The following is a 17,831-nucleotide window of genomic DNA, read 5'->3' on the forward strand; positions in this document are numbered from 1 at the left end:
TTTTGTCAGTCTTTGCGCTTGCCTGGGAAATAAAGATTTCCCGCATGGGGCTAAAATAATTGTTCATATACATTGTTAAGCTGTTCCGCGCGTTCTTCATCTTTTTCGTCTAAGGCATACTTTATTTCTTCAGGCAGGATGGAGTTTAGGAATGTGATATCGCCCGCATCCAAATGTTCGGCGAAATCTTCCGCGGTACGATAGTGGTTTTTCAATTTATCGAAAAGTTTTTTTCCTTCATTATGGTTTTCTGTATAGTTTGAAAGGATTTCCCTTAAATAAGCAAGTGATTGGTCCATGTGTGCCATGCTCATTCCTCCATTTAAAAAGTAATAATTACTAGGTTGTTCTTATGAACCGAGCAGTGATATGATTGGCTTTACAGCTTCAGCGAGGGAAGGTGCCTTTGCATCCGCTTTTGTTTCGCCGTCCCCGATAAAGACGGTTTTGCAGCCGGCGGCTTTCCCGGCTTCAACATCCCTCTCGTGGTCGCCAACCATAACAGAATCCGAAAGGTTGATTCCATGTTTTTCTGCCAAATCGATAAGCATACCCGGCTCTGGTTTCCGGCAGGTGCACCCCTGTGTAGGCTTATGCGGGCAATAGGCGATATCGATTACTTTGCCTCCTTTTTGCTCAAGCATGGAAGTTAGCCGTTTATGGACTTTGCGCAGTTTTTCCTCTGTCATAAACCCAAGGCCAATCCCACCCTGATTCGTTACAATAAATACCGGGTAGCCCGCATTTGTAATTTCAGCAACCGCTTCCGCCGCCCCTTCCAACAAAAATAGCTGTCCAGGGTGGTTTACAAATTTTACCCTGCTCGTTAAAACCTCATTCAGTACTCCATCCCTGTCAAGAAATACAGCTTTTTTCATTCGTAAAAAGCTCCTCTTATTTTAAAATGGCATATAGCTTATTTTCACTTTTTATTGTTCCTTTTCCTTTTCGCTGTTAAACCGGCAATTATAAGCCAAATTAGAATGATTCTGCGGAAACGGGACAAAATGGGGAATATTTGACTGTTAATTAGGGAAATTAGAGGGATAGGTACGCACATCAAAGTAGGAAGGGGTGTGGCAATGCCATCTCCAGTTGTCCGGTCCTTGCCAAACTGGTTTACGATTGCGAATTTGCTCTGCGGGATTTTCTCGATTATTCTGAACATGAATGGCCTTGTCTGGCTATCCGCTATCCTTATTTTTGCCGCCGCGCTTATGGATTTGTTTGACGGCAGAATAGCGCGAAGGCTGAATGTGAGCAGTGAAGTAGGAGTGGAACTTGATTCCTTGGCGGATATTGTGAGTTTTGGTGTTGCACCTGCACTGATTGTGTATACACTCACTTCACCTTCCATGCTGGCTTCCTTCGCGTTCACATTTTATGCCGCGATGGGGGCGCTCCGGCTGGCAAGGTTCAGTGCTAGCCCAACGGTTGGCTATTTTATGGGAATTCCAATTCCAATGGCCGGCATGGTGATTGCTGGTATGGCTCTGTTCGATTACAGCAATGCCTATATTACGATCCTCCTGGCCATCCTGATGGTCAGCCCTATCCGTGTTAAAAAATTTTAGGAAAAGCGGCAATCCAATCGGGTTGCTTTTTTTCTGTCTTTGCTGCTTGTACTACTTTTGTGGAGAAACGAATAAAATGGGAGCATAAAGTGAATTTCCATAGTGGGGGCATACCCTGCTGATGGTAAGCCGCGTTCACAGCAGGGATGGGGTATATGGGTAGATTTTTAAGAAAAAGTGCTATAGTGACGGCTGGCGGCCTTATCCAGGGGCTCGGTATGGGCCTTTTTTTATTTCCGCATAGCATACCCTCCGGCGGTGCTGGCGGCCTTGCCGTCCTGCTGCACCATTTTTTCAGGATTGATATGGGATTCGCCCTTTGGATTGTTAATTTTTCCATGTTAGTCCTTGCAATCAAATTTCTTGGGAACAGATGTACAGTCTGGACGATGTTCGCCATTACAGTAACCTCGTTGTCCATTTATTTATCTCAAAGAGGCTTTACGATTCCCTATCACAATGTCTGGGTGGATTTACTGACAGGTTCATTGTTCCTTGGAGCCGGGGTTGGGCTGCTGCTTAGGCAAGGCGTATCGAACGGAGGCGTCGGAGTATTGGCCTTAATTATCTCTTCCATGAGGGGGACGCTGCCCGGACGCCCACTTTTCTGGATTAATGGCTGTATTTTCATCCTGACGGCATCCATCATAAAGTGGGAAATCATCATACAGGCGCTGCTAAGCCAATGGATTTCAACGAAGATTGTTGATGCGGTTTTTAAAATCCGCCTGTATGATGCTTACACTTACGCATTCCGAAAAAAATAACGCATCTGCCTAAACGTAATTGTAACGGAAAGAATATTTTGTTTTATCTTTTTCATCACCCTTGTTTGGAACATGGATCAAGGTTAGGGCAAGGATTCCAGCAATCAGGGTTAAGGCTGCGATGGTCAGGAACATCCCTGGTCTTGTCCATTCCATAAGCCTTGTGAATATCGGCGGGCCGATGGCAACGCCAATAAATCGGACAGAACCGTACAGGGATGTAACAAATCCACGCCTCTCCTTTCCGACAGAGCCTGTAATAAGGCTGTTCAGGCACGGGAGGACAAGGCCGGTCCCAATGCTGCTCAGGATAAGGACCAATAAAAATGGCACGAGTTTTTCGAAGAAAACAAGAAGGGCATAGGAAACTGTCATCAACCCAAGGCCAATAACAATCAGCCGCTTCATTGCCGCAGTATTTTTTCCAATCTTGCTTCCGGTAAGATAGGATGTCCCGCCCATTACCAGCAAGGGAATCGCCAAAATCAACCCTTTAATAACCCCATCAATGCCGTATTGCTTTTCAAGGACATCTGATAGATAAAAGAGGATTCCAAAAAGGGTGAATAAACAAACAGCCCCCGCCAAATAAGCAGTAAGAAGCCATCGCCCTTCAAATTTGAAAACAGAGGCCAAGCCCCTCATATATTTCCCGAAAGGGGGCGGTGCCTGGCGGTGGGATTTTTCCTTAATAAAGAACAAAGTAAGCAAAATGGATATTGCACATATTGCAGGGAATGCGAAGAATACAGCAAACCAGGCAAGAAGGCCAAAAGCCGCCCCGAGGATGGGGGAAAGGACTTTTCCCAGCCCATTTGATGCTTCTACAATCCCGAGCACCCTGCTTTGTTCCCCGCCTTTAAACAAATCCCCGGTAAGCGCCATCGCAATCGGTGCGGTGCCGGCTGCCCCAATACCCTGCATAGTTCGGCCAGCAAGGATCCACCAATAAGCCCCGGAAAAGGTTGTGGCGGCAAACCCGGCCAAAAGGCCTCCCAGCCCGTAGAGGATCAATGCGGGAAGGATAACGACTTTTCGTGAAAACCTATCCGACAAATAGCCGAGGACGGGAATAAAAATCGCTGCCGCAATCGAAAAAACCGTAATGGTCATGCTTGCCTGGAGCGGCGTCAGATTAAGTTCTGCCTTCATCTGGGGGAGAATTGGGATGAGCATTGAATTTCCCAGTGTCATTATTAATGGGATTGATCCAATGGCCGCGACCGTCATGCCGTTATTTTTACTTCCCACCGGGATTCACATCCTTTTATTTAAATGAGTCTACTTCAAATTTAAAGGTGGAACTACAAGCCAGCCTTTTTCCTTGTTTATAGCCGCGAGTTTATCCGCGTATTCTGTTTTTTGCGTCAGGAAATCGCCAAACATTTCACGAATATCAGCCCTTAAGGACAGGCCCATGATATAACTGTCCAATACATTGGAGGAAATTATATCCCTCGTAATGAGCGCCGCGACTTCCGGATCGTTAAAGCGTGCACCTGCCGGAATGTCTTCGGTTGCCACATTCGGCCTGTCCGGTGGGGCGGGCGGAAGGCGGATGCCATTTTCCTTTAATACACCCTCAACCTGCTGTTCTTCCTGTTTTATACAATTCTCCATGAAATCCTCGATAAACACTTTAAGGTCATGGTCGCCTGAATGATTTGAAAAAACCTGCAAGGCGACAAGGTATGCTTTTGTGCCCAATAAATGCGACCATAGATGAAAAACCTCCCCCGCGTGCAACGGTTCATCCTGCGGGTTCCCACTCATGATGCCCATGTCTATCACTCCATTCTCTGCATGCTTGCGGTTAGTATTTGAAGAAGCCCTTGATTTTATCATGAAAGTATTTTCCACTGATGCATTCATATTGCATTTGGCATTACTATGCGGATGCAAAAAAAGAAGCGGGCCATTGTAAATGCCCGCCTTTTCAAATTCATCTTTATTGTTTTACCCCATAAAGGATACAGGCAACGCCCGCGAAAACCCAAACCATTTTGAGTAAAGAAACCTTTTCTACTATTCCAATCAAGCCAATAGTAGTTGTTGATAGCAGGATTAGCGGTCCGATTAGAGCGAGGGAGCTATTGATCAGCAATGCTTTTTCTACTGCATTGAACTTAATCATAAGGAGGGCGGCGAATATTTCTATTCCCCCCGAGACAATCCGCAAAAACGACATGGCCAGGACGGTTTTTTCAATAACTGTAAACATAAAGCCCTCCAAATTCGACGAAGTTCTCTTTCAATATATGCTATTGCCGTAAAGGAATAGTACAATCTTCCGCCGTGAGAACAAAATTAAATGGACAGGAACGCATCTCCTTATATTTCATAGTTTAAAACAGGTAGACATATGCCCAAAATTTTGGAAAGGGTTGGATACTCTATGAATTTTTATCGCTCAAAAAGGTTTACTTATTGGTTCCTGGCGTTAATCGCGATGTTTACTTTGCTCTCTGGCTGTGCCGAAACAAAGAAATCAGAGGAGATGGCTGGCAGCAAGGAAAAGGAAATCAAGACAATCAGGATTGGATACCAAAAGAACGGCCCGCTCATTATTTTAAAATCACTTGGGACGCTTGAAAAGACACTGGGCGAAAAGGGCATTTCCGTGGAGTGGAAGGAATTCCAGGCAGGGCCGGCGCTTGTTGAAGCACTTAATGCAGGTACGATAGATTTTGGAAGGACTGGAGATTCGCCACCAATATTCGCCCAGGCAGCGGGGGCGCCATTTGTTTATGTCGCGGCTGGGAAACCAAAGTTCAATGGAAGCGCGATACTGGTCAAGAAAGATTCGCCCATTAAATCGGTAAAGGATTTAAAAGGAAAAACGGTTGGTTTCGCAAAAGGTTCGAGCTCGCATTACTTGATAATCAAAGGCTTGGAAAAAGCCGGGCTGGCCTATGGGGATATTGTGCCGGCATTTTTGGCTCCCGGAGACGGAAGGGTGGCCTTTGAACAAGGACAAATTGACGCGTGGGTTGTATGGGATCCCTTTACGTCCGCCGCTGAAATTGGTTCGGGTGCCAGAATGCTTGTAAACGGAGAAGGGCTGACGACTGACAGGGACTTTTTTCTGGCAAGCACAACATTTTCAATGGAACATCCTCAGATTATCAAACTGATCCTTGATGAAGTACAGCATTCATTGGAATGGGCGAATTCACACCATGAAGAATTAGTGGGAATGCTGGCGCCGATTTTAAAGATAGATGAACAATCGCTGGAAGTAGCTGTGAAGAGGAGGGTTTATGGGGTGGATGAGATTGATGGCCAAATAATCCAGGAGCAGCAGGAAATCGCGGACACATTCTATACCCTTGGGATAATCCCCAAGAAAATAGACGTTAGGGATGCGATGAAAAAATAGCTTGGGGAGGTGATTTGTTTGAAGGTTTTAGCGCGGATGCTGCCGCAGGTCATCCCCTGGGTTTTCCCGGTGCTTTTAGTGGTTTTTTGGCAAATCCTTTCATCGGCTGGATTGATTCCTGGCAAAATCCTTCCTGCGCCAGTAGATGTAGTGAAAGCGGCATTTGAATTGCTTGAATCGGGAGAACTGGCCAAAAACATATGGGTAAGCCTTGGGAGGGCACTGGCTGGCTTCTTCATCGGCGGGACAATCGGCTTTTTGCTCGGTTTATTCAATGGCGTATTTAGATTTTCGGAATTGCTTTTTGATACCTCGGTCCAAATGCTGAGGACAATCCCCCATCTGGCGCTCATTCCGCTTGTCATCCTTTGGTTCGGCATCGACGAGACATCAAAAGTATTTCTTGTCGCGCTCGGGGTGCTTTTCCCTGTTTACATCAATACGTTCCATGGAATAAAGTCCGTTGATAAAGGGCTTGTTGAAATGGGCAGGGCTTACGGGTTAAAGGGCGCAAGGCTGTTTTTTACAATTATTTTTCCAGGAGCCCTTTCGTCGATTCTAGTTGGCGTCCGCTTTTCCCTCGGAGTAATGTGGCTTACCCTCATTGTTGCGGAGACGATTTCAGCACAATCCGGAATCGGGTACATGGCGATGAATGCGCGGGAATTTTTCCAAATGGATGTTATTGTATTAAGCATCCTTCTCTACGCTCTATTTGGCAAACTTTCGGATGTTATTGCAAGGGCTATGGAAGGAAAATGGCTTAAATGGAATTCTTAACAGGGAGGGAATCACGTGAAGCAGGGCAAAGCTCCTTATTTGTTGCTGAAAGGTGTAAAAAAACATTACGGGGACCGGATTGTCCTCGATGGGATCGATTTTTTGGCTTCTCCCGGCGAATTTATTTCCATTGTGGGCAAGAGTGGATGTGGGAAGAGCACATTATTGCGGCTCATTGCCGGGCTTGAGGAAAAAAACGATGGTAAAATTTTCGTTAAGGGTGAGGAACTTAAAGGCATAAATACCCACGCGAGGATCATGTTCCAGGATGGAAGGCTTCTTCCGTGGAAAAGCATCCTAAAAAATATCGGGATTGGGCTAAATGGCCATTGGGGGGAAAAAGCAATCCAGGCTCTTCGAAATGTCGGGCTTGAGGACAGGGGCGGAGATTGGCCTTCAAAACTTTCAGGGGGGCAGAAACAACGGGTGGCGCTTGCCCGTGCTCTTGTGCATGAACCGGAAATCCTCCTCCTGGATGAGCCGCTTGGAGCGCTTGATGCCTTGACGAGGGTGGAAATGCAGGACTTGATTGAACGGTTATGGACCGAAAAAGGCTTTACCGCAATCCTTGTGACCCATGATGTGGAGGAAGCGGTTGCAATCGCGGATAGAGTCATCCTTATTGAAGAAGGAAAAATTGTAATGAATCGGCCAATTGACCTTCCTCGGCCAAGACAGCGGAGCCAACGCGCTTTTCATAATTATGTTGAAGATATCCTTGAACGAATATTAGGGCCAAATGGTGAAAATGGATTGAAATTAGTGGGGAAATAAGGTGGCGTGTTTAAAAGCCGCTTTATTTTTTTTTGCTTGTGCAAAAAAGCTGCGGATATTTACTTTCCGTCGTTGAACGTTATAATTAAAGGTATATAGCACACAGCATCAGTTTAATAGCTGATTGCTAGCAGATGATAGCTTAAAGTCGGGAGGCGGTTTTTTTATGGAGGAACAACGCATTCAGCTAAACGTACGGATTACAAAAGAAGTTTACGAAAAATTGGATGAGATTGTCGAATACTACCAGGAAAATACAAAAGTCGGAAGAATCTATAAAGGCGATGTGTTAATGGACATCATTGAAAAATCTTATGAAGTTATGGAAAAACAGAAGAGCCGGCAGCGTTAAAAAACATTATTGGACTGGTTTGGCAGCTTCTCTCCTCCCTATTGGGTCTGCATTGGTGTATAGGTTAAGTCCCACGCGAAACTTTCTGCAATGCTCTGGAAACCCGTCAACAACTGTTTATTCCAGAATAGGATATGAAAAGGGATTCGGAGGTGGGAAAGTGGCGGTGATCAAGGCTACCGATGCGGATATCGATCTTCTGGCGCGCCTTCTCAGGGCGGAGGCGGAAAGCGAAGGGATACAGGGAATGCTCATGGTTGGAAATGTCGGGGTGAACCGGGTAAGAGGGGATTGTTCAGATTTTAAAAACCTACGGACTATTCGCCAAATGGTTTTTCAGGAACATGCATTCGAAGCGACTCAGCACGGCTATTTTTATCAGCGGGCAAGGGATACGGAAAGAAGGCTTGCCAGGAGAGCGGTGAATGGGGAAAGGGTTTGGCCCGCAAAGTTCAGCCTTTGGTATTTCAGGCCATCGGGAGATTGTCCTTCCTCTTGGTACAACCAGCCGTTTGTAGGAAGATTCAAATCTCATTGCTTTTATGAGCCAACCGGAGAGGAGTGCCCGAATATTTATAATACATTTTAAGTATTTAGTTGGGCCGAATTAGGCTCTTTTTTTCTTTTCACAAGCCGTGCCATGCCAAATATTCCAATACTGGATGAATTGAATCAGTATTCGCCATCTCCAATACCGGATACTAAGAACGGTATCCTTTTTGGATCCAATTTTACGGAAGGAGTCCTGCACATGAATATCCAAATGGTTGCTTCCTTTTTGCGAGGGCTGACAAACGGAAAGCAGAGCAAGAGAATGTTTTGGGCTTCCCTTATTGGGCTGGGAGTCAGCGCAACTGCGATGGGGCTTAGAAAGTCCCGATACCGCAACGTCCTTCCCAAAATCCAGCAAGCAGCGGAACGGTTTATGGGGCCGCTGGAAGGCAACACAGCCATGGCAGAATTTTCTAATGAACTTTTTCCGACCACGATGGGGAAGCAAGGCAACAAATCGAATCAGTAATTGGAAAAGCCGCAAAAGCGGCTTTTTGCCGTTGTAGGCTGATACATTTTAAATAGGGCCTTCCTCAACAACCCTCGGGAATAGGATTTTATGGCCGATTGAATTAAAATATAAAAGAAATAAAATCAGGCTGTTTTGTCCCTATGTATAAAGGCAGGTGTTTGCTTCATGGTGCTTGACCATCTCAAGGAAAATCTCGATATCCTGTTTATCGGTTTCAATCCCAGCTTGCTTTCGGGGGAAACAGGCCATCATTTCGCGAATCCAAACAACAGGTTTTGGAAAATCCTTTACAAGGCATCAATCACTCCAAAGCTATATAAACCCGAGGAGGACTGGCTGCTTCCCGAAATTGGCCTTGGACTGACAAATATTGTCGAACGGCCTACTCGGGCGGCGGATGAAATCACAAAGGAAGAATACCGGCTGGGAAGAGTAGTGTTAAGAGAAAAAATCAAGGCATATAAGCCGCTTGTCGCCTGTTATGTTGGTAAAGGAGTGTATCAGCAGTTCAGCCAGAAAAAGGACATTCCATGGGGAATCCAGTCCGAATCAATGGTTCCTGGGACAGCTGATTTTGTAGCTCCGTCTTCGAGCGGGCTTGTCAGGATGAAACTCGAGGAAATTGTGAAAATTTATCATGAACTGCCCGATATTGTTTCCGGCCTAAAAGAAAAATGAAAAGGCGCCTCCAAAGGAAGCGCCTGCCTCTACCGTCCGAACTGGTTAAGTGTCCCGCAACAAGCGTTTTTCGGAAGAGGCAACGCCATTGTAACATGGGACGCGCCAAAATTTCAATCTGCTTGCCGGCACCGCTAAATATTTCATTCCCGCAATAAGAAATGGTATGATAGTTGTTATCTAATGTTAAGGAGATGTAACCATGGGAAAAAAAGGTGTTATCACAATGCAAAACGGCGAAAAAATTGAATTCGAATTATATCCGGAGGAAGCTCCTGGGACAGTCGAAAACTTTGAAACCCTGGCCAATAAAGGATTTTACAACGGATTGACTTTTCATAGGGTGATTCCTGGTTTTGTAAGCCAGGGTGGATGCCCTCACGGAACTGGAACCGGAGGACCAGGGTACACGATTAATTGTGAAACGGAAGGTAATCCGCATAAGCATGTGGCCGGCGCGCTTTCAATGGCGCACGCGGGGAAAAATACAGGCGGAAGCCAATTCTTTATTGTCCATGAGCCCCAGCCGCACCTCGACGGAGTCCATACCGTATTTGGGAAGGTAACTTCAGGACTTGAAACCGCCAGGTCGATGAAAAATGGCGATGTAATGGAAAAGGTTGAAGTATTCGAAGGCTAAAAGGGTTGCAAAGGGGTCTTCCGGTTTTATTTCCGGACAGGCCCTTCTTTTTCGTTTATAAAGTTATAAACTAGAACCTGGCGTATTAATCGAGATAAGTTACAGGCGGGACCGCATTTTTGCTTGTCGGTGCTGCCCAAAGTGCTTGCGCTTCTTGGTCTTGTTTGAAGGGGGAGAAAGAAAAATGAAACTAGTTTCATGGAATGTAAATGGAATTAGGGCTTGTGTGAATAAAGGGTTCCTGGATTATTTCCATCAAGTTGACGCCGATATATTTTGTCTGCAGGAAACGAAGTGCCAAGAAGGGCAAATATCTCTCGAACTGGAAGGCTACTATCAATATTGGAACTACGCGGAGAAAAAAGGCTATTCAGGAACAGCGGTTTTTACAAAAAGGCTGCCTCTTTCGGTCCGTTATGGCCTCGGTTCATTTGACAGTGAGCGCGAAGGAAGGGTAATCACGCTTGAATATGAAGACTTTTACCTTGTAAACGTGTACACCCCGAATTCCCAGCGCGACCTTGCCCGACTTGGTTACAGGCTTGAATGGGAAGATTCAATCAAAAGCCACTTGCTTGAATTGGAGGCGAAGAAGCCTGTCATTCTTTGCGGTGATTTGAATGTGGCCCATTCGTGGATCGACCTGAAAAATCCGAAGCCTAATGTTGGAAATTCAGGTTTCACTGATGAAGAAAGGGCTAAAATGACAGAATTGCTTGAGTCTGGTTTTATCGACAGCTATCGGTATTTTTATCCCGACCGGGAAGGCGCTTATACGTGGTGGTCATATATGAGTAAGGTCCGAGAGCGGAATATCGGGTGGCGCATCGATTATTTCATTGTTTCGAACAAGCTCGAGGAGCGTCTGAAGGGCGCGCATATTGATTGCAATATCATGGGCAGCGACCATTGCCCTGTCATTTTGGAAATAAAGTAGGGCGGTAACCGGGTATACCTGGTTTCCGCCTTTTTTATTGGCTGAATATCGATAATTTATTTCCTGAATCTACCTATTACCTCGAGGGCTTTTGTGATATGGACGAAAGCGCCTGGATCCGTCTTTTTGATGGTATCTTTTGTTTCCGATAATTCGTATTTCGTAATGACCGTTGTCAGCACTTTTTTCGGGGCATGCGTATAGCCTCCCTCGGCATCTGTCATGGTAATGCCGCGCTGATGCAGGCGAAGCAGGGCTTCATTCAGTTCATCCCATTTTTCCGTCACAATCGTAACCGCAAGCTTTGTGTGGCTCGTGTGGATTGTATCAACCGCGCGACCCGAAGCAAAAATGGTAAACAGGGTATATAAGGTTTTATCCGCTCCGAATACAATTCCTGATGTAAGGACGACAAGGAGATTAATCCAGGTAATTAGGACTCCCACGGGCATGTCCTTTTTCCGGGCAAGGATGAGGCTGATGATATCAATCCCGCCAGCCGAACCCCCAAAACGAATCAACCCCCCGATACTAGTTCCGAAAAGGACTCCCCCAAAAATGCTCGACAGCAATAGGTCATTGCTAAAGGCATCGACAGGAAATGCCTTCATCAATACCGAAAGAAGAAGGACGGAATAAACAGTATAAACGAGAAATCTCCTTCCCAAATGAAAATACCCGAGCACGAACAATGGGAGGTTGATTCCAAGGATAATCCATCCAGTGCTTATCGGCAAAAAGTTGCTGATGATAATAGAGATCCCAGCGACCCCGCCCGTCAGGACCTGGTGGGGGATTAAAAAGGAATTCAGCGCATAAGCCATTCCCGCAGTGAATATAGTGATTGCCGCAATCTGAAAAGCCGTTTTCCTCATAATTGACACCTCAATTGATAATTCAATCATACCTGTACTAGTCTATAGCCCAAAAAGGGCCAGGGCCAGTGAAACTTTTGTGGATATTTGCCCAGTGCGGTTTTTTATTGAGATTTCTTTTCGATTGGCGGGTATTGTATAACAAACCTCGATATGAAAGGAGGAGAGCGAGATGAATATCGTGTGGTACAGGCGCGACCTGAGGGTGAACGACCATCTGCCCCTTTCAATGGCGGCCAAATACGGGGAAGTGCTTCCTTTGTATATTATTGAGCCGAGGCTTTGGCAAGGGGGAATTCTCTCCGCCCGGCATTTAGCCTTCGTGCTTGAAAGCCTCGAGGAATTGTCCAATCGGCTAGCCGGGCTTGGCGGCCGCCTTTATGTCACCTTGGGTAATCCGGAAGAGGTGTTCAAGAAGTTGAGGCAGGAGTATGGCGCCACCCGTGTCTTTTTTTATAAAACGAGGGAGATGGCGGATTTCCCCTTTTTCGACAATCCGGAAAAAAGCGACATCCAATTCGAACCCACCCTGCCTTACACGTTTGAATCCAGGAACATTCCTTCGAAAGCCAAATGGTTAAAAATGATGGAGGGTGAGGACGAAATAGCCCCGCCAAAACTGGCTTCCCCAGGGAGGCTGCCCCCTTGGCTTTCGGACACCCTAGGAAAATTCCGGAGTTATCACGATGGCGGGGAGTTAATTCCTGCTGGCCAGCCAGGAGGGGAACGGAACGCGGAGGAAACGCTGCAATCTTTTTTAAAAGGAAGGTACGAAAAGTATGGAAGAAGCGAGGATGGCATTTTGAAAGCTTCGAATTATTCTAGCCGCCTTTCTCCATATCTTTCGTGGGGGAATCTATCATTAAAAACTGTTGTGAAAAAATCTTTGGGTGAATTGAGGGAAGCTAGAACTGCGGAACAGCAAAAAGCGATGACTTTGTTCCTGGACAGGCTCTACTCCAGGTTCATCGCCTGTGAAACCTGCTGCTATGAAATGGATGGATTGCCATCATCAAAAGGAATTGCCTGGAATAGTGTAGAGGAGGAGCGGATACGGATGGGTAGGACGGGTATCCCGATTATTGATGCCGCGATCCTTTCATTAAGGAAGACCGGATGGCTTCCATCTAGCCTTAGGGCTGTTTTGACAATTTTTTTATGCATTGGCCTGCGTCTTGACAAACAAATGGTAAAGGAGTTTCTTGGCAGCCTGCTGCTTGATTATGACCCATGTATTCTCACAAGGGAGGTGGAAAAATGCGCTTCTTTGAGCGGAAGGAATTTATCGGGGTACTTTCACCCAGTTCGGTCAGGGAAGAAACTTGATCGCGAAGGGGTATTTATTAAGAGACATATTCCTGAATTAAACAGCCTTTCCGCCAAGTATGTGCATGAGCCATGGAGTTATCCGGGCTTTTACACGCTGGGTTATCCGGTCCCGTTAAAAGACCCGGAGAGCATATACAAGGCTATTAAACTGACAGCAGCGGATTCGGGCAACAAATCAAACAAGAATGTGACGAATCCGGTTGGGAACTGGGAGCAGATTGTTATGGATTTATCCGAAGAATAGTATAACCTAATAGGGGATTCATATCATTTTAACAATGTGTACACAATTTAATTGGTTTTAAAGTTTCCATTTCTATTTAAATGTAATATACTAATTAAGAATAAATATAACACATTGAAAAGTAATCTTAAAAACTCTCACATTGATGAGGGCCGGGGAGGTGGGTTAAATTAAACTGTCCAAACGGCAGGAAGAAATAGTTGAAATCGTAAAGGCTTCCGGGCCGATTACCGGAAAACAAATCGCCGAAAAGCTTTCGGTTACAAGGGCTGCGCTTAGGCCCGATCTTGCAATCTTAACGATGGCCGGAACGATTGACGCCCGCCCGAGGGTCGGATATTTCCTAAGCAAGAATGCCGCTTCCCCAGCTTTCGTCAATGGAATAGAGCGAAAGCTGGTATCCGAGTATAAAGCCCATCCGATTGTAGTCCAAAAATCGGCTTCGGTATATGAAGCGATTGTCCAGCTTTTTTTGGAGGATGTAGGAACCCTTTACGTGGTGGATGAAAACGGCCATTTGGCCGGCGTTATTTCGAGGAAAGATTTACTCCGCGCTTCAATAGGGACAAAGAATACGGAAGACCTGCCAGTAAGCATTATCATGACGAGGATGCCCAATATCGTCATCATTGGCCAGAATGAGACGCTTCATGATGCCGCCAGAAAAATGATCGATTATCAGATTGACTCCTTGCCGGTTGTAAAGGAAGTGGATAAAGTGACCAATACATATTCTATTATCGGAAGGATTACAAAAACAACCATCGTAAAAGCCTATCTTGAGATTGCCGGGCTGTGAGCCTGTTTAAGGAGAGGAACGAAATTGGCGGAAAAGGAAATTGTTTACGTAATATCTGATTCGGTCGGGGAGACAGCAGAAATCGTCGTGAAAGCCGTAGCATCACAATTCAATGGAGGCCATGTTGATATCCGGAGAAATTCGTATGTGGAAGACACGGAAGACCTAGAGGAAGCGATTTTGCTGGCAAGGAAGGACCATTCGCTTATTGCCTATACACTTGTCGTACCGGCGCTTAAGGAATACCTCGACAAAAGGGCGGCGGAGGAAGGGATTACTGCGATTGATTTGCTGAACCCTTTGATGGATGCATTTGTTAAAAGGTTCAACAAGGAGCCGAGGCACCGGCCTGGGCTGATGAGAAGGCTCGATGAGGAATACTTCAGGAAGGTCGAAGCCATCGAATTTGCTGTTAAATATGACGATGGGCGTGATCCCCGGGGAATTGCCAGGGCTGATATTGTTTTGATCGGCGTATCCCGTACATCCAAAACCCCTCTGTCCATGTATCTCGCGCATCAGCGATATAAGGTAGCCAACGTCCCCCTTGTTCCGGAAGTGGCTCCTCCGGATGAGATATTTACTCTTCGGAGAGGCAAATGTGTCGGGCTTATTATAACGCCTGACAAGCTCAATGCCATCAGGAAGGAACGATTAAAAGCGCTTGGCCTTACTTCACAGGCAAATTACGCGAGTTACGAAAGGATATTGGAAGAACTCGATTACGCCGAAAAAATAATGAAGCGGGTCGGCTGCCCGGTCATCAACGTATCAAATAAGGCGGTTGAAGAAACGGCAAGCCTCATACTGGATGTTCTTAAAATGGAAAGGAGCTCAAACCGATGAATAAATTTGTTTATCTATTCAATGAGGGAAACAGTGAAATGAAGGATTTGCTTGGCGGCAAGGGTGCGAACCTGGCAGAAATGTCGAGAATCGGGCTCCCTGTCCCGTTCGGATTTACGATTTCAACCGAAGCGTGCAATGCCTATTACGATTCGGGGGAAACAATTCCAACTGAAGTAATGAGCCAGGTTTTGGAGGCGCTGGGAAATCTCGAAAAGAGGATGGGCAAAAGACTGGGGGATCCAGCCAATCCATTGCTTGTTTCCGTCCGGTCGGGTTCCAAATTCTCGATGCCCGGCATGATGGATACAATCCTGAATCTCGGGCTGAACGATGAAACGGCTGAGGGACTGGCGGCACTGACGGGCAATCCCCGCTTTGTTTATGATTCTTATAGAAGGTTCATCCAGATGTTCAGTGATGTCGTCCTTGATGTCGACACGTTTTTTTTCGAACAATTCCTGGAGGAAATACGCACTGCCAAGGGGTATTCCTCAGATCCGGAAATGAATGCCGCGGACTGGTCGGAAGTGATTGAAGGATACAAGAATATAGTTGAAAAGCATACGAGAAAACCGTTCCCGCAGGATCCGAAAGAGCAGCTATTCCTATCCATCAATGCTGTCTTTAATTCCTGGAACAACCAGAGGGCTATCGTTTACAGGCGTTTGAACAAAATCCCGGACCATCTTGGCACCGCGGTTAATATCCAGAGCATGGTGTTTGGGAATATGGGCAATGATTCGGGGACTGGGGTCGCATTCACCCGTAATCCTTCCACAGGCGAAGCCGCTCTTTATGGGGAATATTTATTTAACGCCCAGGGCGAGGATGTGGTCGCTGGAATTCGCACGCCACGGCCGATATCCACGCTTGAAGCTGAAATGCCGGAAGTCTACAGGCAGTTTGCTGAAACGTGCGAGAAGCTTGAAAAACACTATCTTGACATGCAGGATATAGAATTTACGGTTGAAAAAGGGAAATTGTATATCCTCCAAACCCGAACAGGGAAAAGGACCGCGCAGGCGGCAATCCGGATTGCCGTGGAGATGGTTGAAGAAGGCTTGATTTCCAAGGACGAAGCGCTGCTGCGTGTGGACCCTGACCAGCTCAACCAACTCCTTCACAGAAGGATTGATGATAAGTCCGACCGTGTCCGCATTGCAAAGGGGCTGCCGGCATCACCTGGGGCTGCGACAGGCATGGTTGTATTTGATGCGGATGATGCGGAAAGCCTTGCCAAAGAAGGCAAAAAGGTCATTCTTGTCCGTCCGGAAACAACGCCGGATGATATCCACGGGATAATTGCGGCGCAGGCGGTCGTAACAAGCAGAGGCGGGATGACAAGCCACGCGGCTGTAGTCGCGCGAGGTATGGGCAAAGCGTGTGTTTGCGGCTGTGAAGCATTGAAAATTGATTTGAAGAAAAGAGTTTTTTCGGCAGGGGAAACCTCAGTGAACTACGGGGATGTCATTACAATCGATGGAAGCACTGGTGAAATCATGGTTGGGGAAATACCGATGATCGAGCCTGAACTTTCGGATGAATTCAAACTTCTGCTTTCATGGGCGGACGAAACAAGGGCCATTTCCGTTAGGGCAAATGCCGATAATCCAGGAGATGCCCGGAAGGCATTGGAGTTTGGCGCGGAGGGAGTTGGCCTTGTCAGGACGGAGCATATGTTCATGGATGCGGCGAGGGTGCCGATTGTACAGGAAATGATCCTGGCCGAAAGTTTCGAGGAGCGGAGTGCCGCGCTAGAAAAATTATTGCCTATGCAGCAGGGAGATTTTGAAGGAATCTTCGAGGTCATGAAGGGCTTGCCAGTGACAATCCGGCTTCTTGACCCGCCGCTTCATGAATTCATGCCAGACAAAGAGGAACTGCTCGTCGAAATTACGAAACTGCAAATCCTGGAGCCTGATTCAGCTGAATTAAAAGAAAAGGAACATCTCCTGAGGAAAGTCCGTCAGCTGGAAGAGTTTAATCCGATGCTCGGCCATAGGGGGTGCCGCCTTGGCATGGTGAATCCGGAAATTTATATGATGCAAGTGAAAGCAATTTTCTACGCTGCCGCGTCTGTCGCAGAGAAAGGAATTACCGTAAAACCTGAAATTATGATCCCGCTCGTCGGCCATGTACATGAGCTCAGGGAAATGCGGCAGCTGGTAATTGACGCGGCAACACAAATAAAAGAGGAATCCGGCAGGGATTTTGAATATACTGTTGGTACGATGATAGAAATTCCAAGGGCTGCCCTGACGGCGGATGAAATTGCTTCGGAAGCGGACTTTTTCTCATTCGGGACAAACGACCTGACCCAGACAACTTTCGGATATAGCCGTGATGACGCGGAGGGGAAATTCCTGCAAACATATATCGAAAGAAAGGTATTGCCGGAGAATCCTTTTGCCGTCCTCGACCAAAACGGGGTTGGGAAGCTCGTCGAAATGGCAGTAAAGCTTGGCCGGACAACCAAGCCGTCGCTAAAAACGGGCATTTGCGGAGAGCATGGGGGAGAGAAGAGCTCGATTGATTTCTGTTTCAGGATGGGACTTAATTATGTCAGTTGTTCCCCATTCCGGGTGCCTTTGGCGCGGCTTGCCGCGGCGCAGGCGACTATCCGCCACCGAAAGCCAGCGGAAACAGTGGCCTTGAATGCGTAAAAATCCCTTCAGTCCCGTAAATGCTTGATATTTCGTGAAAAATAGTTTATGATTTTCCTATCTTATAGGATAAGCATAAAGGGGAGTAGCTTTTACAGCAAAGTCGTCAATTCGGGGCACTGCCTCCGGCTTTGTTGGCAGCAGCCATGTTGTTAGCAAGACCTTTA

General features: G+C 46.5%; 21 protein-coding genes. 15 read left to right on the forward strand and 6 right to left on the reverse strand.

Going from position 1 to position 17,831, the window contains the following annotated elements:
• Positions 1-50: 50 nt before the first annotated feature.
• Together DRW41_RS13425 and DRW41_RS13430 are read right to left on the reverse strand one after the other, a co-directional pair.
• Complete coding sequence (locus DRW41_RS13425; protein ID WP_245959432.1) at positions 51-308, reverse strand: sigma-G-dependent sporulation-specific acid-soluble spore protein CsgA; 258 nt, start codon at positions 306-308, stop codon at positions 51-53.
• Positions 309-350: 42 nt separating this feature from the next.
• Positions 351-878: a D-glycero-alpha-D-manno-heptose-1,7-bisphosphate 7-phosphatase gene (locus DRW41_RS13430; RefSeq protein WP_115452519.1), complete on the reverse strand. Its 528-nt coding sequence runs from the start codon at positions 876-878 to the stop codon at positions 351-353.
• 204 nt (positions 879-1,082) lie between these two features.
• Here DRW41_RS13430 and pssA point away from each other — a divergent pair, with 204 nt between their 5' ends.
• Together pssA and DRW41_RS13440 are read left to right on the forward strand one after the other, a co-directional pair.
• Positions 1,083-1,574 (forward strand): CDP-diacylglycerol--serine O-phosphatidyltransferase, encoded by a 492-nt coding sequence (gene pssA / locus DRW41_RS13435; protein ID WP_115452520.1) that lies wholly within the window; start codon positions 1,083-1,085, stop codon positions 1,572-1,574.
• Positions 1,575-1,729: 155 nt separating this feature from the next.
• Positions 1,730-2,341, forward strand: a complete 612-nt coding sequence (locus tag DRW41_RS13440; protein ID WP_115452521.1) for a YitT family protein — start codon at positions 1,730-1,732, stop codon at positions 2,339-2,341.
• A 9-nt stretch (positions 2,342-2,350) separates the two neighbouring features.
• Here DRW41_RS13440 and DRW41_RS13445 read toward each other — a convergent pair whose 3' ends face one another.
• From DRW41_RS13445 to DRW41_RS13455, 3 genes are all read right to left on the reverse strand, one after another.
• On the reverse strand, positions 2,351-3,571 hold the full coding sequence (locus DRW41_RS13445; protein ID WP_115452587.1) for an MFS transporter: 1,221 nt from the start codon (positions 3,569-3,571) through the stop codon (positions 2,351-2,353).
• 51 nt (positions 3,572-3,622) lie between these two features.
• On the reverse strand, positions 3,623-4,123 hold the full coding sequence (locus DRW41_RS13450) for a DUF3231 family protein (protein ID WP_115452522.1): 501 nt from the start codon (positions 4,121-4,123) through the stop codon (positions 3,623-3,625).
• Positions 4,124-4,289: 166 nt separating this feature from the next.
• The gene (locus DRW41_RS13455; RefSeq protein ID WP_115452523.1) at positions 4,290-4,562 is read right to left on the reverse strand and encodes a YqhV family protein; all 273 of its coding nucleotides are present in this window, start codon (positions 4,560-4,562) and stop codon (positions 4,290-4,292) included.
• A 174-nt stretch (positions 4,563-4,736) separates the two neighbouring features.
• Here DRW41_RS13455 and DRW41_RS13460 point away from each other — a divergent pair, with 174 nt between their 5' ends.
• The 9 genes from DRW41_RS13460 to DRW41_RS13500 all read left to right on the forward strand — a co-directional run bounded on the left by DRW41_RS13460 (position 4,737) and on the right by DRW41_RS13500 (position 10,905).
• Complete coding sequence (locus DRW41_RS13460) at positions 4,737-5,720, forward strand: sulfonate ABC transporter substrate-binding protein (protein ID WP_115452588.1); 984 nt, start codon at positions 4,737-4,739, stop codon at positions 5,718-5,720.
• A 36-nt stretch (positions 5,721-5,756) separates the two neighbouring features.
• Positions 5,757-6,500, forward strand: a complete 744-nt coding sequence (ssuC, locus tag DRW41_RS13465; protein ID WP_115452589.1) for an aliphatic sulfonate ABC transporter permease SsuC — start codon at positions 5,757-5,759, stop codon at positions 6,498-6,500.
• A gap of 15 nt (positions 6,501-6,515) precedes the next feature.
• Complete coding sequence (locus tag DRW41_RS13470; RefSeq protein ID WP_115452524.1) at positions 6,516-7,274, forward strand: ATP-binding cassette domain-containing protein; 759 nt, start codon at positions 6,516-6,518, stop codon at positions 7,272-7,274.
• Positions 7,275-7,440: 166 nt separating this feature from the next.
• On the forward strand, positions 7,441-7,626 hold the full coding sequence (locus DRW41_RS13475) for a hypothetical protein (RefSeq protein WP_115452525.1): 186 nt from the start codon (positions 7,441-7,443) through the stop codon (positions 7,624-7,626).
• Between the two features lie 160 nt (positions 7,627-7,786).
• The gene (locus DRW41_RS13480) at positions 7,787-8,215 is read left to right on the forward strand and encodes a cell wall hydrolase (protein WP_115452526.1); all 429 of its coding nucleotides are present in this window, start codon (positions 7,787-7,789) and stop codon (positions 8,213-8,215) included.
• A 162-nt stretch (positions 8,216-8,377) separates the two neighbouring features.
• Positions 8,378-8,647 carry a hypothetical protein gene (locus DRW41_RS13485; protein WP_115452527.1) on the forward strand — a complete coding sequence of 90 codons (270 nt, stop codon included), beginning with the start codon at positions 8,378-8,380 and terminating at the stop codon, positions 8,645-8,647.
• 168 nt (positions 8,648-8,815) lie between these two features.
• Entirely contained in the window at positions 8,816-9,328 is a 513-nt protein-coding gene (locus DRW41_RS13490; RefSeq protein WP_115452528.1) for a mismatch-specific DNA-glycosylase, read from the forward strand.
• A gap of 202 nt (positions 9,329-9,530) precedes the next feature.
• Positions 9,531-9,968 (forward strand): peptidylprolyl isomerase, encoded by a 438-nt coding sequence (locus DRW41_RS13495; RefSeq protein WP_115452529.1) that lies wholly within the window; start codon positions 9,531-9,533, stop codon positions 9,966-9,968.
• 184 nt (positions 9,969-10,152) lie between these two features.
• Entirely contained in the window at positions 10,153-10,905 is a 753-nt protein-coding gene (locus tag DRW41_RS13500) for an exodeoxyribonuclease III (RefSeq protein ID WP_115452530.1), read from the forward strand.
• A gap of 56 nt (positions 10,906-10,961) precedes the next feature.
• Here the strand turns inward: DRW41_RS13500 and DRW41_RS13505 are convergent, their stop codons facing one another.
• Positions 10,962-11,780 (reverse strand): YitT family protein, encoded by an 819-nt coding sequence (locus DRW41_RS13505; protein ID WP_181884545.1) that lies wholly within the window; start codon positions 11,778-11,780, stop codon positions 10,962-10,964.
• Between the two features lie 172 nt (positions 11,781-11,952).
• Between DRW41_RS13505 and DRW41_RS13510 the strand changes: the two genes are divergently transcribed.
• The 4 genes from DRW41_RS13510 to ppdK all read left to right on the forward strand — a co-directional run bounded on the left by DRW41_RS13510 (position 11,953) and on the right by ppdK (position 17,664).
• Entirely contained in the window at positions 11,953-13,353 is a 1,401-nt protein-coding gene (locus tag DRW41_RS13510; protein ID WP_115452532.1) for an FAD-binding domain-containing protein, read from the forward strand.
• 169 nt (positions 13,354-13,522) lie between these two features.
• Positions 13,523-14,152, forward strand: coding sequence for a transcriptional regulator CcpN (ccpN, locus tag DRW41_RS13515; RefSeq protein ID WP_245959440.1), 630 nt, complete (start codon positions 13,523-13,525; stop codon positions 14,150-14,152).
• A 24-nt stretch (positions 14,153-14,176) separates the two neighbouring features.
• Positions 14,177-14,998, forward strand: a complete 822-nt coding sequence (locus tag DRW41_RS13520; protein WP_115452534.1) for a pyruvate, water dikinase regulatory protein — start codon at positions 14,177-14,179, stop codon at positions 14,996-14,998.
• Positions 14,995-17,664: a pyruvate, phosphate dikinase gene (gene ppdK, locus DRW41_RS13525; protein WP_115452535.1), complete on the forward strand. Its 2,670-nt coding sequence runs from the start codon at positions 14,995-14,997 to the stop codon at positions 17,662-17,664. The genes DRW41_RS13520 and ppdK overlap by 4 nt, the downstream gene beginning before the upstream one ends.
• The last annotated feature ends 167 nt before the right edge of the window (positions 17,665-17,831 follow it).

This window comes from Neobacillus piezotolerans, from assembly GCF_003362805.1.
Taxonomy (GTDB): Bacteria; Bacillota; Bacilli; order Bacillales; family Cytobacillaceae; genus Bacillus_D; species Bacillus_D piezotolerans.